Annotated in this window: 13 protein-coding genes, 1 tRNA gene and 1 riboswitch; of the genes, 6 read left to right on the forward strand and 8 right to left on the reverse strand. The window is 72.9% G+C overall.

Annotated features, from left to right (window positions below; genetic code table 11):
- Positions 1–10 precede the first annotated feature (10 nt).
- On the forward strand, positions 11–409 hold the full coding sequence (locus tag HYE82_RS00745; protein ID WP_179171905.1) for a VOC family protein: 399 nt from the start codon (positions 11–13) through the stop codon (positions 407–409).
- Between the two features lie 123 nt (positions 410–532).
- Here HYE82_RS00745 and HYE82_RS00750 read toward each other — a convergent pair whose 3' ends face one another.
- The 3 genes from HYE82_RS00750 to HYE82_RS00760 are packed head-to-tail and all read right to left on the reverse strand — an operon-like array spanning position 533 to position 3,431.
- A complete protein-coding gene (locus HYE82_RS00750; RefSeq protein WP_179171906.1) occupies positions 533–1,345 on the reverse strand; it encodes an ABC transporter ATP-binding protein in 813 nt (270 codons plus the stop codon).
- Positions 1,342–2,385, reverse strand: a complete 1,044-nt coding sequence (locus tag HYE82_RS00755; RefSeq protein WP_179171944.1) for an iron ABC transporter permease — start codon at positions 2,383–2,385, stop codon at positions 1,342–1,344. Before HYE82_RS00755 ends, HYE82_RS00750 begins: the two co-directional genes overlap by 4 nt.
- Positions 2,386–2,429: 44 nt before the next feature.
- A complete protein-coding gene (locus HYE82_RS00760; protein ID WP_179171907.1) occupies positions 2,430–3,431 on the reverse strand; it encodes an ABC transporter substrate-binding protein in 1,002 nt (333 codons plus the stop codon).
- A 35-nt stretch (positions 3,432–3,466) separates the two neighbouring features.
- A riboswitch (cobalamin riboswitch) is annotated at positions 3,467–3,603 on the reverse strand.
- Between the two features lie 1,101 nt (positions 3,604–4,704).
- Between HYE82_RS00760 and HYE82_RS00765 the strand changes: the two genes are divergently transcribed.
- Complete coding sequence (locus HYE82_RS00765) at positions 4,705–5,586, forward strand: N-acetylmuramoyl-L-alanine amidase (protein ID WP_179171908.1); 882 nt, start codon at positions 4,705–4,707, stop codon at positions 5,584–5,586.
- Positions 5,587–5,744: 158 nt separating this feature from the next.
- Here the strand turns inward: HYE82_RS00765 and HYE82_RS00770 are convergent.
- A tRNA-Trp gene (locus HYE82_RS00770) sits at positions 5,745–5,818 on the reverse strand.
- An 853-nt stretch (positions 5,819–6,671) separates the two neighbouring features.
- Between HYE82_RS00770 and HYE82_RS00775 the strand changes: the two genes are divergently transcribed.
- Positions 6,672–8,408: a sigma-70 family RNA polymerase sigma factor gene (locus HYE82_RS00775; RefSeq protein ID WP_179171909.1), complete on the forward strand. Its 1,737-nt coding sequence runs from the start codon at positions 6,672–6,674 to the stop codon at positions 8,406–8,408.
- A gap of 566 nt (positions 8,409–8,974) precedes the next feature.
- Here HYE82_RS00775 and HYE82_RS00780 read toward each other — a convergent pair.
- A complete protein-coding gene (locus tag HYE82_RS00780) occupies positions 8,975–9,571 on the reverse strand; it encodes a TetR/AcrR family transcriptional regulator (RefSeq protein WP_179171910.1) in 597 nt (198 codons plus the stop codon).
- 71 nt (positions 9,572–9,642) lie between these two features.
- Between HYE82_RS00780 and HYE82_RS00785 the strand changes: the two genes are divergently transcribed.
- Complete coding sequence (locus tag HYE82_RS00785; RefSeq protein WP_179171911.1) at positions 9,643–10,173, forward strand: DUF3995 domain-containing protein; 531 nt, start codon at positions 9,643–9,645, stop codon at positions 10,171–10,173.
- 21 nt (positions 10,174–10,194) lie between these two features.
- On the opposite strand, the gene HYE82_RS00790 is transcribed toward HYE82_RS00785, so the two are convergent.
- Positions 10,195–11,589, reverse strand: a complete 1,395-nt coding sequence (locus HYE82_RS00790; RefSeq protein ID WP_179171912.1) for a glutamate decarboxylase — start codon at positions 11,587–11,589, stop codon at positions 10,195–10,197.
- A 257-nt stretch (positions 11,590–11,846) separates the two neighbouring features.
- Here HYE82_RS00790 and HYE82_RS00795 point away from each other — a divergent pair, with 257 nt between their 5' ends.
- Positions 11,847–12,260 (forward strand): tyrosinase family oxidase copper chaperone, encoded by a 414-nt coding sequence (locus tag HYE82_RS00795; RefSeq protein ID WP_179171913.1) that lies wholly within the window; start codon positions 11,847–11,849, stop codon positions 12,258–12,260.
- A complete protein-coding gene (locus HYE82_RS00800; RefSeq protein ID WP_179171914.1) occupies positions 12,257–13,108 on the forward strand; it encodes a tyrosinase family protein in 852 nt (283 codons plus the stop codon). The genes HYE82_RS00795 and HYE82_RS00800 overlap by 4 nt, the downstream gene beginning before the upstream one ends.
- On the opposite strand, the gene HYE82_RS00805 is transcribed toward HYE82_RS00800, so the two are convergent.
- Together HYE82_RS00805 and HYE82_RS00810 are read right to left on the reverse strand one after the other, a co-directional pair.
- The gene (locus HYE82_RS00805; RefSeq protein WP_179171915.1) at positions 13,060–13,785 is read right to left on the reverse strand and encodes a response regulator; all 726 of its coding nucleotides are present in this window, start codon (positions 13,783–13,785) and stop codon (positions 13,060–13,062) included. The genes HYE82_RS00800 and HYE82_RS00805 overlap by 49 nt on opposite strands.
- On the reverse strand, positions 13,782–15,401 hold the full coding sequence (locus HYE82_RS00810) for a sensor histidine kinase (protein ID WP_179171916.1): 1,620 nt from the start codon (positions 15,399–15,401) through the stop codon (positions 13,782–13,784). The genes HYE82_RS00805 and HYE82_RS00810 overlap by 4 nt, the downstream gene beginning before the upstream one ends.
- Positions 15,402–15,439: the final 38 nt, after the last annotated feature.

The raw sequence follows: 15,439 nt of genomic DNA on the forward strand, positions 1-15,439 counted from the left end.
GCATTCACACATGTCAGCCATGCTGAACCACACGATCGTCCACTCCCTGAACAACCGGGAGTCCGCCGAATTCCTCGCCGGCGTCCTCGGCCTCGAGGTCGGCACGGAGTGGGGACCGTTCATCCCCGTCGAAACCGCCAACGGCGTCACCTTGGACTTCGCGACCGTCCCGGCCGAATCCATCACCCCCCAGCACTACGCCTTCCTGATCTCCGAAGCGGAGTTCGACAGCTCGTTCGAGAAGATCCGGGCGGCCGGAATCGACTACTGGGCCGACCCCCAGCAGAAGCGCCCCGGCGAGATCAACCACAACGACGGCGGCCGCGGCGTCTACTTCCCGGACCCGTCCGGCCACGCCCTGGAAATCATCACCCGCCCCTACGGCTACCAGGCCCCCACGACGGAGTAGCAGCCCTCAGCCGACGAGAAGGGCGCCCGGGCCGGAAGCCGCGCTCCGGCCCACGGGCGCCCTTCACCACACCCGCAGGCGGACCGGCCGTGGGAACCTCCGGCCGACCGGGCCCACGAAGGGTCAGTGGTCTGCTCGGGGCGTGTCCAGCGGGAGGTAGACGATGTTCGGGATGCCTGTGCGGGGGTGTGTCGTGATGTGGGTGCGGACGTTGTAGACCTCCGCCAGGAGTTGCTCCGTCAGGACCTCGGCCGGTGGGCCTGCGGCGGCCGTGCGCCCTGCCGACAGGACGTACAGGCGGTCGCAGAACGCCGCGGCCAGGTTGAGGTCGTGCAGGACGAGGAGGGCCGTGGTGGGGAGGGCCCGCACCAGGGCCAGGATCTCCAGCCGGTAGCGGATGTCGAGGTGGTTGGTCGGCTCGTCGAGGGCGAGGAGGCCGGGGTCCTGGGTCAGGGCGCGGGCCACGAGGGCGCGCTGGCGTTCGCCGCCGGAGAGATCGTCGAAGCGGCGGTCCGCGAAGGCGGCCGCGCCGACGGCTTCCAGGGCGTCGGCGACGCGCCGGGCGTCGTCCGGACCGTCCTGCTCCCAGAACCGCTTGTGCGGGCTGCGCCCCATGGCGACGACCTCGCGGACGGTCAGCCCGAGCATGCCGGTGGCGTCCTGCGGGACGACCGCCGTGCGCCGGGCCCGGTCCTTGACGCCGAGTGCCGCCGCGTCCGTGCCGTCCAGCAGGACGCGGCCGCCCGTGGGCCGCAGGGTGCCGTACACGCAGCGCAGCAGGGTGGTCTTGCCGCTGCCGTTGGGGCCGACCACGCCGACCGTTTCGCCGGGCCGGGCGGTGAGGTCGACTCCGTGGAGCAGGGTGTGCCCGCCCGTCGTGTAACGCACGCCCTCGACGGTGAGTTCCACTGGGTGCGCGTACCTGTCCACGGTCATGCCGCCACCCCCTCGGTGCGCGTCGAGCGCCGCAGCATCCACAGGAAGAACGGTCCGCCGGCGAGCGCGGTGACCACACCGACCGGTATCTCCTCGGGCGCCGCAGCCGTACGCGCGATCAGGTCGGCCAGGAGCAGGAACACCGCCCCGCCGAGTGCGGCGACCGGCAGCAGGGCCCGGTGCCCGGCCCCGACGACCATCCGGGCGGCGTGCGGAACCATCAGCCCGACGAAGCCGATGGCTCCGCTGTACGCGACGAGCACCCCCGTGACCAGGGAGACGAGGACGAAGACGGCGGCGCGGAAGCGGCCCGCGTCCAGGCCGAGGCTGTGTGCGCCCTCCTCCCCCGCCAGGAGCAGGTCGAGCGGCCGGGCGAGGGCGACCAGCAGGGCGGTGCCGGCGAGCAGCACCGCGGCGGGCAGTGCCAGTTCGTCCGGGCGGGCGCCGCCGATGCCGCCGAGGGTCCAGAAGAGGACGGACCGTACCTGGTCGGGGCTGGCGGCGAGCACCAGCACCAGGCTGGTCAGCGCGGACAGGATGTACTGGACGGCGACGCCTGCGAGGATCAGCCGCCCTGTGGTCATGCTTCCGCCGCGCCGGGCCATCGCGTACACGGCGACGAGCGCGCACATCGACCCGGCGAACGCGGCCGTGGGCACTGCGATCCCGCCGGCGGCGCCCGCGGTTCCTGCGCCCGCTCCGAGGACGATGACCAGGACCGCGCCGGCCGACGCCCCCGAGGAGGCACCGAGGAGGAAGGGGTCGGCGAGCTGGTTGCGTACGAGGGCCTGCAGGACCGTGCCGGCCACGGCCAGCCCGGCTCCGACGACGGCGCCGAGGAGCACCCGCGGCATCCGCACGTCCCACACGATGGAGGCGAACGCCCCGCCGCCCGGTCCGGGTCCGCGGAGCACCAGGTCGAGCACCTGGCCGGGGGCGATCCGGACCGGCCCCAGGGCGAGCCCCGCCACGGCGGACGCGACGAGCGCGGCGGCGAGGAGGAGCACGACCAGGGCGACGGGCGGACGGGACCGCAGGATGGTCCGTGTGGCGGTCCGTGCCGCGGGCCGGGAGACGGGGCGGCTCACGGGGCGTCGGGGTGGAGCTGGCGGCCCAGCGCCTCGACGGCGTCGGCGACGCGCACGCCGAGGACGACCGAGGACAACGGCAGCACCGCGAACCTGCGGTTCCTGACCGCGGGAACCTCCGCGAGTGCCGGGTCGTTCAACAGGCGCTGCTTCTTGCTCTCGACGGTGGTACTGCCGTAGTCGTAGATGAGGATGACCTCGGGCTTGCGCTCGATGACCTTCTCCCACGACACGTCGCCGAAGGTGTCCTTGAGGTCGGCGAAGGTGTTCGTCCCACCCGCCAGGGAGACGATCTCGTTGCCGATGCCGTGGCCGCCCGAGGTGAAGGCGCTGTCCTGACCTGAGTCGTAGACGAAGACCGACGGCCGGGCCTTGTCCTTGACCCGGGCGGTGGCGGCGTCCACGCGGCGCTGCTCCTCCGCGATGAGCCGTTCGCCCCGCTCGGGGACGCCGAAGGTGCGGGCGACCTCGGTGATCTCGGTTTTCAGCTGGTCCAGGCCGACGGGCCCGCCGGTGCAGTACTCAATGCTGAGCCGGGAGTTGACCCCCGCCTTGGCGAGAGACGCACGGTCGCGGCCCTGCGCCTTGTCGAAGGCGCTGGCGTAACCGCCGTACACGAAGTCCGGATCGGCGCCGAGGAGCACCTCCTTGGACGGGTACTCCTCGGCCAGCACCTTGATCCCGTCGTACGCGGGCCGGTAGGCGGGCAGCACCGCGTCGTCGAGGTAGGCGGTACCCGCCATCCGGTCCTGCAGGCCGAGGGCAAGCAGCAGTTCGGTGGCGTGCTGGTTCATGCTGACGGCCCGCCGCGGCGGCGCCTGGTAGGTGCTGGTGACACCGCAGTTGGTGGCGGTGTACGGGAACCCGGGCGCGGCGGCCGCCCCCGCGGCCGGGTTCTGGGCCGCCCCGCCCGGTGCACCGGGCCCGCCGCACGCGGCGAGCGGTATCAGGAAGGGAAGCGGGGCAAGTGCGCGCAGCAGAGCGCGGGAACGCGACATGGCGAAGCCTCTCCGGGGGATCCTCGTCCCCTGGCCGACGTGAAGAGGCGGCGCGTCAGTGTCTGGCTTCCGGCTCCGTGGAGGGGCCGGTCACAGTGGCGGGACCGCACCGGAGTCGCACCGGTTTCCTGTCCTGCACCGCCGAGTTGGTCCACACCAGTCTGCCAGACCACCACGGACCAGCCGAAAGCAGCCGCCCGGTGACGCGGGCCGGGGGCGCGGGGGCGAGGCGCGGGCGCGGGGGCGCCGTCCCCGGACGGCCCGTGCACGCCGGAGGCCAGTCCCCGCCGCGCCCGGACCCGATGCGCGTCGGTCGTGGCCCGCGCCCGCGACCGGGACGTGGACGCCGCCGGCGGAACACGGTTCGCTCGTTGCCGGGACAGGCCGAGCCGTCGGTGCCTGGTGTCGGCACCTGGTGCCGGACGCTGTACGACCGCCTCGGCAGCGGAGTTGTCGCCGACGACCCGATCCCGGGCGGGTGCCTCGCGCAGCCGTGCGTTCCCGTCCCGTTCGCACACTTTTGCCATCTGCACCGGCCGAAGACTTTCTCCGTCCCGTGGGTAGACATGTACCAGACCACGGTCGAGAAACAGCAGGCCATGGCCTACGTGAGCATCGCCCACACCATGGACACCTCCCGCGCCACCGGCAAGTCCAAGCCACCGTCGACATCCGCTCCACCAGCGGCGTCGGCTCGATGTGGTGCGAGGTGCTCGCCGCATCACAGATCCGATCCCGGGGACCCGCCATGAAGATCCCGCCACCCAGAACCGCCAGGGCCGCCACGCCATCCTCGACGAGCTGCCGGCACCGATGTCCGAGCAGAACCAGCTGAACTCCCCGCCCCGCCCGACCCGGAGCCCGAGGAGCCGGCGGCGCCGCCATCGCAACCCAGGACGCCTCGGGGCCTGGTACCCGGGAGTCCAGTGCTGGCGAGGGACGCATTGAGATGGCTACCGAGAGGCGTGCTGTTCAAGGTACGCCGCTGCGGCGCCTGCGCTGCCAATGGTGGCTCGCGCAAAGCCCCTTGCTGATGTACCGACGAGTGCAGCCGGGAAACTCGCACCGTCGAGCCGCCATCGCCGCCGCGCCGTGCATGCGGTGCGCGGCCGCAGGGCCCGTGTCTGCGTGACGCTGCCATCGCTGGTGGTGCAGGGCGCACCACCCCCGAGCGAGCACGCGTACGGGGCGATTGCACCCTCAACTGTGCAGGTGAGTTCGTCCATGCCGTTTCCCTCGAAGAAGACGTTCCCAACACAGAAGGAGGCGCCCCATGGCTTGGTGCCCGTTTGCGCAAAAGCTCGAGCTACAGCCCGAGAGCGATCAGCAGCCCGCTATCCGGCCGACGCAGTTCATCCTGCACAGCATTGCGGCCCCGTGGGACCCCCAGCGGCTCTACGAGTACTGGAAGACCACCAACCTGGAATCCCACTTTGGCCTCGGGTACACAGGCCCGCCTGCTCAGTACATAGGCACCGAGACCAGGGCCGACGCCAACTACCTCGCCAATCGCCGGCCTGACGGCACGGGCGCAGTGTCCATCGAGACTGCATCCAACGACGACCACTCCGACCCGTGGACCGACTCCCAGGTCGAGGAGCTCATCAAGCTCGGCGTTTGGCTGCACCAGCGGCACGGCATCCCGCTCCGGATCTGTCGCACCGCATCCGATCCCGGCTACGGCTACCACCGGCTCCACGCCGACTGGGCCGTCAGCGGTACGGACTGCCCCGGCGACGCCCGAGTCGCCCAGTTCAAGGACGTGATCTTCCCGGCCATCGTCGCCCGAGCCACGGGCCAGGCCCCCAACCCCTCAGAGGAGGACGACATGCCCCTGACGCAGGCTGACATCGACGCGGTCGCCAGCGCCGTCTGGAACCACACCGAGACCAACGCCAACACCGGCGAGCCCGTGTACATGGGCGCGGTCATGGCGTGGATGGACAAGGTGCACGTCACCCAGACGGAGAAGGTGCTGAAGCAGCTTGCGGCGACGCAGGCCGCGGTCACGGCACTTGCCACCCAGCTCGGCCAGATCCACAGCGTGGACACCGCCACCGTCGTCGCGGCGGTCAAGGCGGCCATCGCCGACGCGGTCGTCCACGTCGACGTCGAAGTCACCGGCACCCCGGCCGATTCGCGTTCCGCACCCTGACCGGCAGGAACCGCAAGAACATGTGGGGGGTGAGGTGCGGTGGCGATGACGTAGCCGGGGCGCAGTCCTGACGTGGCGCCGGCAAACGACTGCACGAAGAAGACCCAGATCGATGCCTCCGACCTGGGCCCTCTTCCGCGAACTATCTGCTCACACAGCAGGGGCGACAGGATTCGAACCTGCGGCATTCGGTTTTGGAGACCGACGCTCTGGCCAGCTGAGCTACACCCCTTTGGTGAGGACAACCATGCCATGACACGGCGAGAAGATCCACTCGATTAAGGGCGCGTGTCCGCCGAAGCGCGGCGGCGGCGGTGGACGGCGGCCAGGGCTGCGGTCAGACGTGCCCGCCGGCCCGGTGCACGGTCTCGGCGGCGGCCACCACGGCCTCGCCGCCGCCCGCCGACAGGGCGCCGGTGATCCACGCTGCCGATCAGGGCCTTGGCTCCGGTGAGCACGTCCCGCCAGGCCGCCACGTGCCCGGGCGAGAGGGGTGGAACCGGCGCTGTGCGTGCGCCAGTAGACAACTCGCGGTCGCCCCCCGGTGTCGTCAGCGAGCAGAGGCGCCGTGGGGGCGGGGGGCCCGGCATATGGGCGCGGTGTCCACGCCGAGTTCGGCGACCCTGCTCAGCAGCGGAACGCTCAGCTCGTCGTCCCCGATGACGGCGAGCAGGGGCGGTCCGGGCGCCCGCTGCGCCCGCCGCGGCGGCGGCGTTCAGGGCGGTCTCCGCCTGTCCGGCTGTGGTGACCGTGCCGACCCCGATCAGCGCGGGGCGGCCGTGCGCGTCGGCGAGCGGCACAGTCCGGGCGACGGCCTCGGCCCAGCCGGGCGTCGTGGTGGTCAGCTCGACCACGCGGCAGCCTGCGACCAGCAGGGTTTCGGTCCGGCGGGCCGGCGTCGCCCGGCCGGGAGTGCGCAGCACCGGCAGCAGTCGCCGGGAGGCCAGAGCCGCGTACGGATGGCAGGACACCCCGAGTCGACTCCCCGTCGGAAACTCTCTCCGAAAAACTGTTATCCGGCCCCTGCTCGCCGGTCTCCCAGATATCGGGCATCATCGACCGCCGGTACGGACAGGGAACCTCATATGACTACACAGCACACGGCAGAGCTGGTCGCGGCCGCCCGCGCGGGCGATCCCCGCGCGCAGGACGAGCTGGTCGGCACCTATCTGCCGCTCGTCTACAACGTCGTCGGGCGTGCGCTGAACGGGTCGGTCGACGTGGACGACGTCGTGCAGGACACGATGCTGCGCGCGCTCGACGGTCTCGGCAGCCTCCGCGCGGACGAGAGTTTCCGGTCCTGGCTGGTGGCGATCGCGATGAACCGCGTACGGGCGTACTGGCACGCCCGGCGCACCGCGCCCGGTGAGAGCGGCCTGGAGGCCGCCTGGGAACTCGCCGACCCCGGTGCCGACTTCGTGGACCTGACCGTCGTACGGCTCCAGTTGGAGGGCCAGCGGCGGGAGACGGCCCGCGCCACCCGCTGGCTGGAGCCCGACGACCGGGCGCTGCTGTCGCTCTGGTGGCTGGAGTGCGCGGGTGAGCTGACCCGGGCCGAGGTGGCCACGGCGCTGGAGCTGTCCCCGCAGCACACGGCGGTACGGGTGCAGCGGATGAAGGCGCAGTTGGAGTCGGCCCGGGTGGTGGAACGGGCGCTGGAGGCCCAGCCCCCGTGCGAGATGCTGCAGGCGGTGACGGCCGGCTGGGACGGATACCCGTCCACGCTGTGGCGCAAGCGAATAGCCCGGCACGCGCGGGAGTGCATACGGTGCGCGGGGCTGTGGGGCGGGCTGCTCCCGGCCGAGGGGCTGCTGGCGGGCCTGGCGCTGGTGCCGGTCTCGGTGCTCCTGCTGGACGGCGTACGGTCGGCGGTGGCGGCGACGGGCGGCTTCGCTCCCGCGGCGGCGGCCTACCCCGCCTACCCGGACAACGGTGCCCACCCGGCCGGAGGCGCCCATCCGGTTGACGCCGCCCGGCCGGGCCCCGGAGCCGCCGACCTCGCCGACGCGGCCACGCAGCTGACCCCCGCCGTCTCCGTGCAGGACGGCTTCCGGGAGCCCGACCCGGCCACCGCCGGCGGCCGCAGCCTCCTGCGCAAGCGCCGGCGCAGCCGCCGCCGGGCGGTCGGCGGCGCCGTGCTCGCCGCGTGCGTCGCGGGCGGCGGGCTCGCCTACCTCGGCGGCTTCCCCGGCTCGGGCGGCAAGGACGGCCGGGACACCGCGGCCCCGGTGAACGCGCTCTCCGCCCCGGAGTCGGCGGCCGCTTCGGCTCCGCAGTCGGCCCCGCCGTCCGCGTCCGCGTCCGCTTCGGCTCCGGCGTCCTCCTCCCCGTCGGCGTCCGCCTCGCCGAGCCCGTCCGCCGACGGGTCGAGCCCGAGCCCGAAGCCGACCCCGTCCAAGCCGGCCCCCCGCACCTCGGCGCCGGACCCGGCGCCCGCCCCCCAGGGGCCCGCGGGCCAGGTCGTCGCCCTGGTCAACGCCGAGCGGGTGAAGGCCGGCTGCGGCCCGCTCAAGGACGACGCGCAGCTCCGCACGGCCGCGCAGCGGCACTCCGACGACATGGCGAGCCGGGACTTCTTCGCGCACACCAGCCCCGACGGCAGCGACCCGGGCGACCGCACGACGGCCGCCGGCTACCGCTGGTCGACGTACGGGGAGAACATCGCCAAGGGGCAGCAGACTCCCGAGTCGGTGATGGACTCCTGGATGAACAGCCCCGGCCACCGGGCGAACATACTGAACTGCTCGTTCAAGGACATAGGCGTCGGAGTCCACCGGGGTTCCGGCGGCCCGTGGTGGACGCAGAACTTCGGCGCCCGCTGACGCCGCGCCGCCGCATTCCTGTGGCTGCATCCTCCGGGCAGGAAGGAACCTGGAGCAGAACGAGCAGATCAGCGAGCGGATCACAGGCAGGGGAAGGCGGGTGGGACGCCCCGCGAGGCGGGAACTGCGGCCCCGACGGCGCGAGGCCGTCGGCGCCGGCGCGCGGGCGCCGGAGCTGTCTGCCGGGGGCAGGGCGCCCGGGGCAGGGCTGTGCCCCCAGGTCGTCATGGCGACGGGCTCCTGCACGTCTCCGGTCGTCGTGCGCGCGGCCGAGGAGCCCGCGGGCCGGGCGGGTGTGTTCCTCGTACCCTCCCCGGACCTGCTCGTGCAGACCGTCGCGGCCCGGCGGCGGGCCGGTGCGGCGGCGGCCGGGCCGCGCGGTGTGCTCCTTGCGCGCCGGGGAGGCGGGCCTTGCTGCCACCACCGATCCGACCGGACCGGCCGCTGGGGCACGCGGACGACGGACCGGCCCACGGTGTTCGCCGCGTACGCCTCGACCGGGCTCGGCACCGTCGAACGAGCCCCCGCCGCCGGGCTGCCCGGGCTGACCCCGCGGCGCCCGGGCCTCAGCCCGCCTCCGCCGCCCGGGGGATACCCGCCGTGATCATGTGCACCAGGTGGTCCAGGGCCTCCGCCGCGCCCTCCCCGTCGGCCACGGTCTCCGGGGCGGTGTGGGGCACGGCCCGGCGGAGCTCGATCCAGCCGAGGTAGGCGGCGTAGGCGGCCACGGCGCGCTGCCGGGCGCTGCGGGGCGGCAGCCCGAGGTCGCAGAAGAGGGCGGTGAGGTAGTCCAGCCGGGTCCGGGTGACCCGCTGGAGCACCGCGGCGACGGCCGGGTGGTCGACCTGGGCGACGATGGCCGGTTCCAGACCGGCGATGTCCTCGTCCCCGAGGGCCACGGCGAAGAGCGCCCGAACCCGTTTCAGCGGGTCCGGTTCCGCGCTGACCTCCTCGATGACCTCGCCGGTGGCCAGCCGCTCCCACACCTCCAGTGCGGCGACGAGCAGCGCGTCGCGGTTCTTGAAGTGCCAGTAGAAGCTGCCGCGGCTGACGGCCAGTTCCTTGGCGAGCACGTCGACCGCGACCGCGGCGACACCGCCCCGGGCGAGCGCCGCGAGCGCCGCCATCGTCCAGTCGTCCCTGGTGACCTTCCCCTTCGCCATGTTCCGTACGCTACTGTATGGAATATCCATACAGCACTGTATGGAACGCCTTTCGGGGAAGGGGACCCGCCATGCCCGCCAACCAGAACGAGCGCACCGAAGCCGGGGTCAAGGCGGCTGCAGGGGTTGCCGCCACCGGCCTGACCGCCGCTGCCGCGCTGCACGCACTGTGGACCGTCGACCCGTGGCCGCTGGGGTCCGCGGCCGAGTTCGCCGAAACGGTCGTCGGGGTATCCGAGGACCGGCTGCCCTCCGTTCCGCTGACCCTGGCCGTCGCCGCCGCGCTCGGCGCGGCCGGCTACCTCGTCCTCAGCAACGGCGGGATCGCCCGGACCGTCGGGCCGGAGAAGCTCAACCGGGCCGGGCTGTGGACGCTCGCCGGAGTGCTGGCCGCCCGCGGGGCGGGCGGCCTCGTCACCTCGGGGCTGGGCCTGGGCTCGTCGACCGAGACCTTCCGGCACTGGGACCTGGCCCTGTACTCGCCGCTCTGCCTGACCCTGGCCGGCCTGACGGCCTTCGTCGCCCGCCGCACCGGCATCCGCGGGACCCGCCGGGACCGGTCCCGGAGCCGGGCCCGGACCGGGAGCGGCGCCACGCAGTGACGGCCGCCGCCCGGCGGCCGCTCAGTGGTGGAAGCCCGAGCGGGGGGCGACCGCCGGCTTCGGCGGGGGCGCGGCCTTGAGGTGTTCGACCGCGCGGCGCAGGTCCTCGACGAGCAGGGCGATCTGATCGCGGGTCACCCCGTGCCGGATCAGGACGCGCTGGACGACGGTGTCGTCACGGTCGGCGGGCAGCGGGTACGAGGGCACCTGCCACCCCCGCATGCGCAGCCGGTCGGAGAGGTCGTAGAGGGTGAAGCCCGCCGATCCGGGGTCGGTGAGCCGGTAGGAGACGGCGGGAAGGGCGCCCTGGCCGTCGTAGAGCAGGGTGAAGGGGCCCATGGCCCCGACCTCGCCCGCGAGGTAGGCGGCGGTGTCGGCGCACACCTGGTGGACCCGCCGGTAGCCGCCGCGGCCGAGCCGCAGGAACAGGTAGTACTGGGCGATGACCTCGCCGCCGGGGCGGGAGAAGTTGAGGGCGAAGGTCGGCATGTCGCCGCCGAGGTAGTCCACGTCGAAGACGAGCTCGGACGGCAGCAGGTCGGCGGTGCGCCACACGATCCAGCCGACACCGAGCGGTGCGAGCCCGTACTTGTGGCCGGACGTGTTGATGGACGCGACGCGCGGCAGCCGGAAGTCCCAGACGAAGTCGGGGTGGAGGAAGGGGGCGACGAAGCCGCCGCTCGCCCCGTCCACGTGGATCGGCACGTCCCAGCCGGACTCGCGCTGGATCCGGTCGAGCTCGGCGGCCATCTCGGCGACGGGCTCGTAGGTGCAGGTGTAGGTGACGCCGAGGATGGCGACCACGCCGATGGTGTTCTCGTCGACGTACTCGGCGAGCTGGTGCGCCTGCAGGCCGGTCGCGCCCTCCTCCACCGGGATCTGGCGCAGCTCGACGTCGAAGTAGCGGGCGAACTTCTCCCAGCAGACCTGGACGGGCCCGCACACCAGGTTGGGCCGGTCGGTGGACTTGCCCTCGGCGCGCCGGCGGGCGCGCCAGCGCCACTTGAGGGCGAGTCCGCCTAGCATGGCGGCCTCGCTGGAGCCGGTGGTGGAGCAGCCGGTGCCGGGGCCCGCTCCGGCCGGGGAGTGCCACAGGTCGGCCAGGATGTTGACGCAGCGGGCCTCGATCTCCGCGGTCTGCGGGTACTCGTCCTTGTCGATCATGTTCTTGTCGAGGCACTCGTTCATCAGCTTGTGCACGCCGTCGTCGGACCAGGTGGTGCAGAAGGTCGCGAAGTTCTGGGCGGCGTTGCCGTCGAGGAGGAGCTCGTTGTGGAGGAGTTGGTAGACCACTTCGGAGGCTGAATGTTCGTCGGGCATCCGGTACTTGGGGAGGACCTGACCGCTCAGGACGGACGTGAACACGTCCGTTTCGGTGTCGGCGTCACCGGCGTCTTTCGTCTGATGAAGAGCCATATTCGGACTATAGGCGACATAACCCCCATATACTTGCTTCGAGTTCCGGCCGTCTCCGTGATGTGATCCCGCACATACCCGGTCGGCCGCAGCAGAAGAAATTACCGTCCGGTAAGATGATTTCCGATGATCTTCCCGTTCCGGTCGTTCGAACCGGTCGGAACGGGAAGATCGACCACTTTGTTCTATGGGCAACATATCCACTGATGTCCGGATAGTGGTCAACTCTCCGTGACGGCCTGATAACTCTTCCGGCCATGAACACGATCACCCGCCGGCAGGCCTTGGGCACCACCGCCGGCGCACTCACCGCTCTCGGCATCGCCGGCGCCACCGCGCACGCAGCCGCCACCGACTCCCGCGCCACGCAACCCGTCGGCACGGTCGACGAGGTGTACCAGGGCCGCCGCATCCAGATCACCCCCGCCGGAGGCGGCCACCACAACGGCCACCACGGCGGTGGCCACGGCGGCGGCCACTCCGCCGGACTGCCCACGGTCCTCATAGACGGCCGCGAGCTCCACGTGATGCGCAACGCCGACGGGACGTGGATCAGTGTGGTCAACCACTACGAGACCTTCACCGATCCCCGCACGCTCGCCCGCGCCGCCGTGCGCGAGCTGCAGGGCGCCGTCCTCGCCCCGTTCGCGCCCATGGGAGGCCCGGCATGACCGTCCGCAAGAACCAGGCCGGCCTGACCGCCGAGGAGAAGCGCGCCTTCACCAACGCGGTGATCGAGCTCAAGCGCACCGGCGTCTACGACCGGTTCGTCACCACGCACAACGGCTTCATCATGGGCGACACCGACTCCGGCGAAAGGGTCGGCCACCGCTCCCCCTCCTTCCTGCCGTGGCACCGCCGCTTCCTCATCGAGTTCGAAGGCGAGCTGCAGAAGGTGGACCCGAAGGTCGCCCTGCCCTACTGGGACTGGACCGCGGACCGCACCCCACGCGCCTCGATCTGGTCCCCCGACTTCCTGGGCGGCACGGGCCGGGCCCGTGACGGCCAGGTCATGGACGGCCCGTTCGCGTACGCGGGCGGAAAGTTCCCCGTCAACGTGCGGGTGGACGGCCGCGCGTACCTGCGGCGCTCGCTCGGATCGGGCGTGGCCGAGCTGCCGACCAAGGCCGAGGTCGACGCCGTGCTGAACATGCCGGTCTACGACACGGCCCCGTGGAACAGCTCCTCGAACGGCTTCCGCAACCACCTGGAGGGCTGGCGCGGCGCCAACCTGCACAACCGGGTGCACGTCTGGGTCGGGGGGCAGATGGCCACCGGCGCCTCCCCCAACGACCCGGTGTTCTGGATGCACCACGCCTACGTCGACAAGCTGTGGGCCGAGTGGCAGGCCCGCCACCCGCAGTCGCCGTACCTGCCCGCCGCCGGCACGGCGAACGTGGTGGACCTGAACGACACCATGCGGCCGTGGAACGACGTCACCCCGGCCGACATGCTGGACCACCGCAAGTTCTACACCTTCGACACCGAGCCGGCCGCGGCCGCCGCCAGCCAGCGGTAGTGCAGCTCGGGGCGGCCCACCTGGCCGTACCGGGGGGTGCGGTCCGCGCGGCCGGTGTCCACCAGGTGCTCCAGGTAGCGGCGGGCGGTGATCCGCGAGATCCCGGCCGCCCCCGCCGCCCCGGCCGCGGTCAGCCCGTCGGGCGTCGACCGCAGCAGCGCGGCGACCCGGTCCAGGGTCGGCGCGCTGAGCCCCTTCGGGAGCTCGGCGGGAAGCGGCGTGCGCAGGGCGGCCAGCGCCCGGTCCACGTCGTCCTGCCCCGCCGCCTCCCCTGCCGTGGAGCGGAACTCGGCGTAGCGCAGCAGCCGTTCGCGCAGCGTCGGGAAGGCGAAGGGCTTCAGTACGTACTGGACCACCCCGAGCGAGACGCTCTCGCGGACCACGGCCAGATCCCGTGCCGAGGTCACCACGATCACGTCGACCGGGTGCCCGGCGGCCCGCAGCCCGCGCGCGAAGCGCAGCCCGTGGCCGTCGGGCAGGCCCAGATCGAGCAGCAGCAGGTCGACCCGGGTCCGCTCCAGGACCCGGGTGGCCTCCGCCAGCGAGTGGACCACGCCGACCGCGGTGAAGCCGGGCACCCGGCCGACGTACAGCGCGTGCGCGTCGGCGGCGACGGGGTCGTCCTCGACCACCAGCACGCGCACCGCGGGCCCTGCGCCCGCACCCGTCCCGGTCATGCCGGCACCCCTTTCCCGATGGGCAGTCGTACGGTGAACTCGGCTCCGCCGCCCGGTACTCCGGCGGCCTCCGCGCTGCCGCCGTGCCGCAGGGCCACCTGCCGGACGAGCGCGAGGCCGAGCCCACGCCCCTCCCCCTTCCCCGACCAACCCCGCCGGAACACCTCGGCCGCGGCCCCCTCGGGCAGGCCGGGCCCGTTGTCGGCCACGCGGATCAGCAGGCCGTCCTCCTCGGGGCGCACCGTGACCTCGATCCGGGCCCCGGGAACACCGGTCAGGGCGTCCACGGCGTTGTCGAGGAGGTTGCCGAGCACGGTGACGAGGTCGCGGGCCGGGAGGGCCTGGACCCCGGAGGCGACGCGCCCTGATTCCACCGCGCGGTCGTCCCGGGTCACGACCAGCTCGACCCCGCGCTCGTGTGCCTGGGCGGCCTTGCCCAGCAGCAACGCCACCAGCACCGGCTCCCCGACGGCGGTGACCACCTCGTCCGTGAGGGCCTGGGCCAGCCGGAGTTCGGCCGTGGCGAACTCCACCGCCTCGTCCGCGCGGCCGAGTTCGATGAGCGAGACCACGGTGTGCAGCCGGTTGGCGGCCTCGTGGGCCTGGGAGCGCAGCGCCTGGGTGAACCCGCGCTCGTGGTCCAGCTCCCCGGTGAGGGACTGCAGTTCGGTGTGGTCACGCAGGGTGACGACGGTGCCGCGGCGGCCGCCGCCGGCGACGGGCGCGCTGCTGAGGACGAGCACCCGCTCCGCGGTCAGGTGCACCTCGTCCACCCGGGGCCGGTCGGCGAGGAGGGCCCCCGTCAGCGGCGGGGGCAGCCCGAGGTCGGCGACCGAGCTGCCCTTCAGGTCCCCGTGCAGGCCGAGCAGTTCGCGGCCGGCGTCGTTGATGAGGGTGATCCTGCGCTGCCCGTCGAGCATCAGCAGCCCCTCGCGGACGGCGTGCAGGGCCGCCTGGTGGTAGTCGTACACGCGGCTCAGCTCGGCCGCGTTCATGCCGTGCGTGTGGCGGCGCAGCCGCGCATTGGCGACGTACGTGCCCACCGCGCCGAGGGCGAGCGCGCCCGCCGCGACCCAGACGAGGGCGGAGAGCTGCGCGGCGAGGCGGGCGCTGATCGCGCGGACCGTGATGCCGGAGCTGACCATCCCGATGACGCGGCCTTCGTCGTGGAGCGGGGTGACCACGCGGATGGACGGGCCGAGGGTGCCGGTGTAGGTCTCGCTGAAGGTCTCGCCGCGCAGGGCGGGGGCGGTGTTGCCCAGGAAGGGCTCGCCGATGCGCCGCGGGTCGGGATGGGTCCAGCGCCGCCCGTCCGGGGCCATGATCGTCACGAAGTCCACTTCCGCGTCGACGCGGACGCGCTCGGCATAGGGCTGGAGGTCGGCCGTCGGATCGGCGCCGCGCGCGGCTCCCCGTACGGCGTCGAGGACGGCGGGCGAGTCGGCGACGGCGCGGGCGACGGCACCGGCCTGGCGCCGGGCGGCGTCCTCGGCCTGGCCTCGGGCGGTGGCGTAGGCGAAGACGGCGCAGCCGGCGACGACCACGGCCACCAGCAGCACCTGGATGGCGAAGAGCTGGCCGGCGAGGCTGCGCGGCGGACGGGGGAGGCGGAGCATGGCGCTCAGTGTGCACGGGGTGTGAACTCAATGAACGC

It is taken from the genome of Streptomyces sp. BR123, from assembly GCF_013401435.1.
GTDB lineage: Bacteria > Actinomycetota > Actinomycetes > Streptomycetales > Streptomycetaceae > Streptomyces.

Coding starts and splice junctions, on each gene's coding strand:
- HYE82_RS00795 (WP_179171913.1), top strand. CDS start 11,847: ATGAACACGATCACCCGCCGGCAGGCCTTGGGCACCACCGCCGGCGCA.
- HYE82_RS00775 (WP_179171909.1), top strand. CDS start 6,672: ATGACTACACAGCACACGGCAGAGCTGGTCGCGGCCGCCCGCGCGGGC.
- HYE82_RS00765 (WP_179171908.1), top strand. CDS start 4,705: ATGGCTTGGTGCCCGTTTGCGCAAAAGCTCGAGCTACAGCCCGAGAGC.
- HYE82_RS00745 (WP_179171905.1), top strand. CDS start 11: ATGTCAGCCATGCTGAACCACACGATCGTCCACTCCCTGAACAACCGG.
- HYE82_RS00800 (WP_179171914.1), top strand. CDS start 12,257: ATGACCGTCCGCAAGAACCAGGCCGGCCTGACCGCCGAGGAGAAGCGC.
- HYE82_RS00780 (WP_179171910.1), bottom strand. CDS start 9,571: ATGGCGAAGGGGAAGGTCACCAGGGACGACTGGACGATGGCGGCGCTC.
- HYE82_RS00760 (WP_179171907.1), bottom strand. CDS start 3,431: ATGTCGCGTTCCCGCGCTCTGCTGCGCGCACTTGCCCCGCTTCCCTTC.
- HYE82_RS00810 (WP_179171916.1), bottom strand. CDS start 15,401: ATGCTCCGCCTCCCCCGTCCGCCGCGCAGCCTCGCCGGCCAGCTCTTC.
- HYE82_RS00790 (WP_179171912.1), bottom strand. CDS start 11,589: ATGGCTCTTCATCAGACGAAAGACGCCGGTGACGCCGACACCGAAACG.
- HYE82_RS00805 (WP_179171915.1), bottom strand. CDS start 13,785: ATGACCGGGACGGGTGCGGGCGCAGGGCCCGCGGTGCGCGTGCTGGTG.
- HYE82_RS00750 (WP_179171906.1), bottom strand. CDS start 1,345: ATGACCGTGGACAGGTACGCGCACCCAGTGGAACTCACCGTCGAGGGC.
- HYE82_RS00785 (WP_179171911.1), top strand. CDS start 9,643: ATGCCCGCCAACCAGAACGAGCGCACCGAAGCCGGGGTCAAGGCGGCT.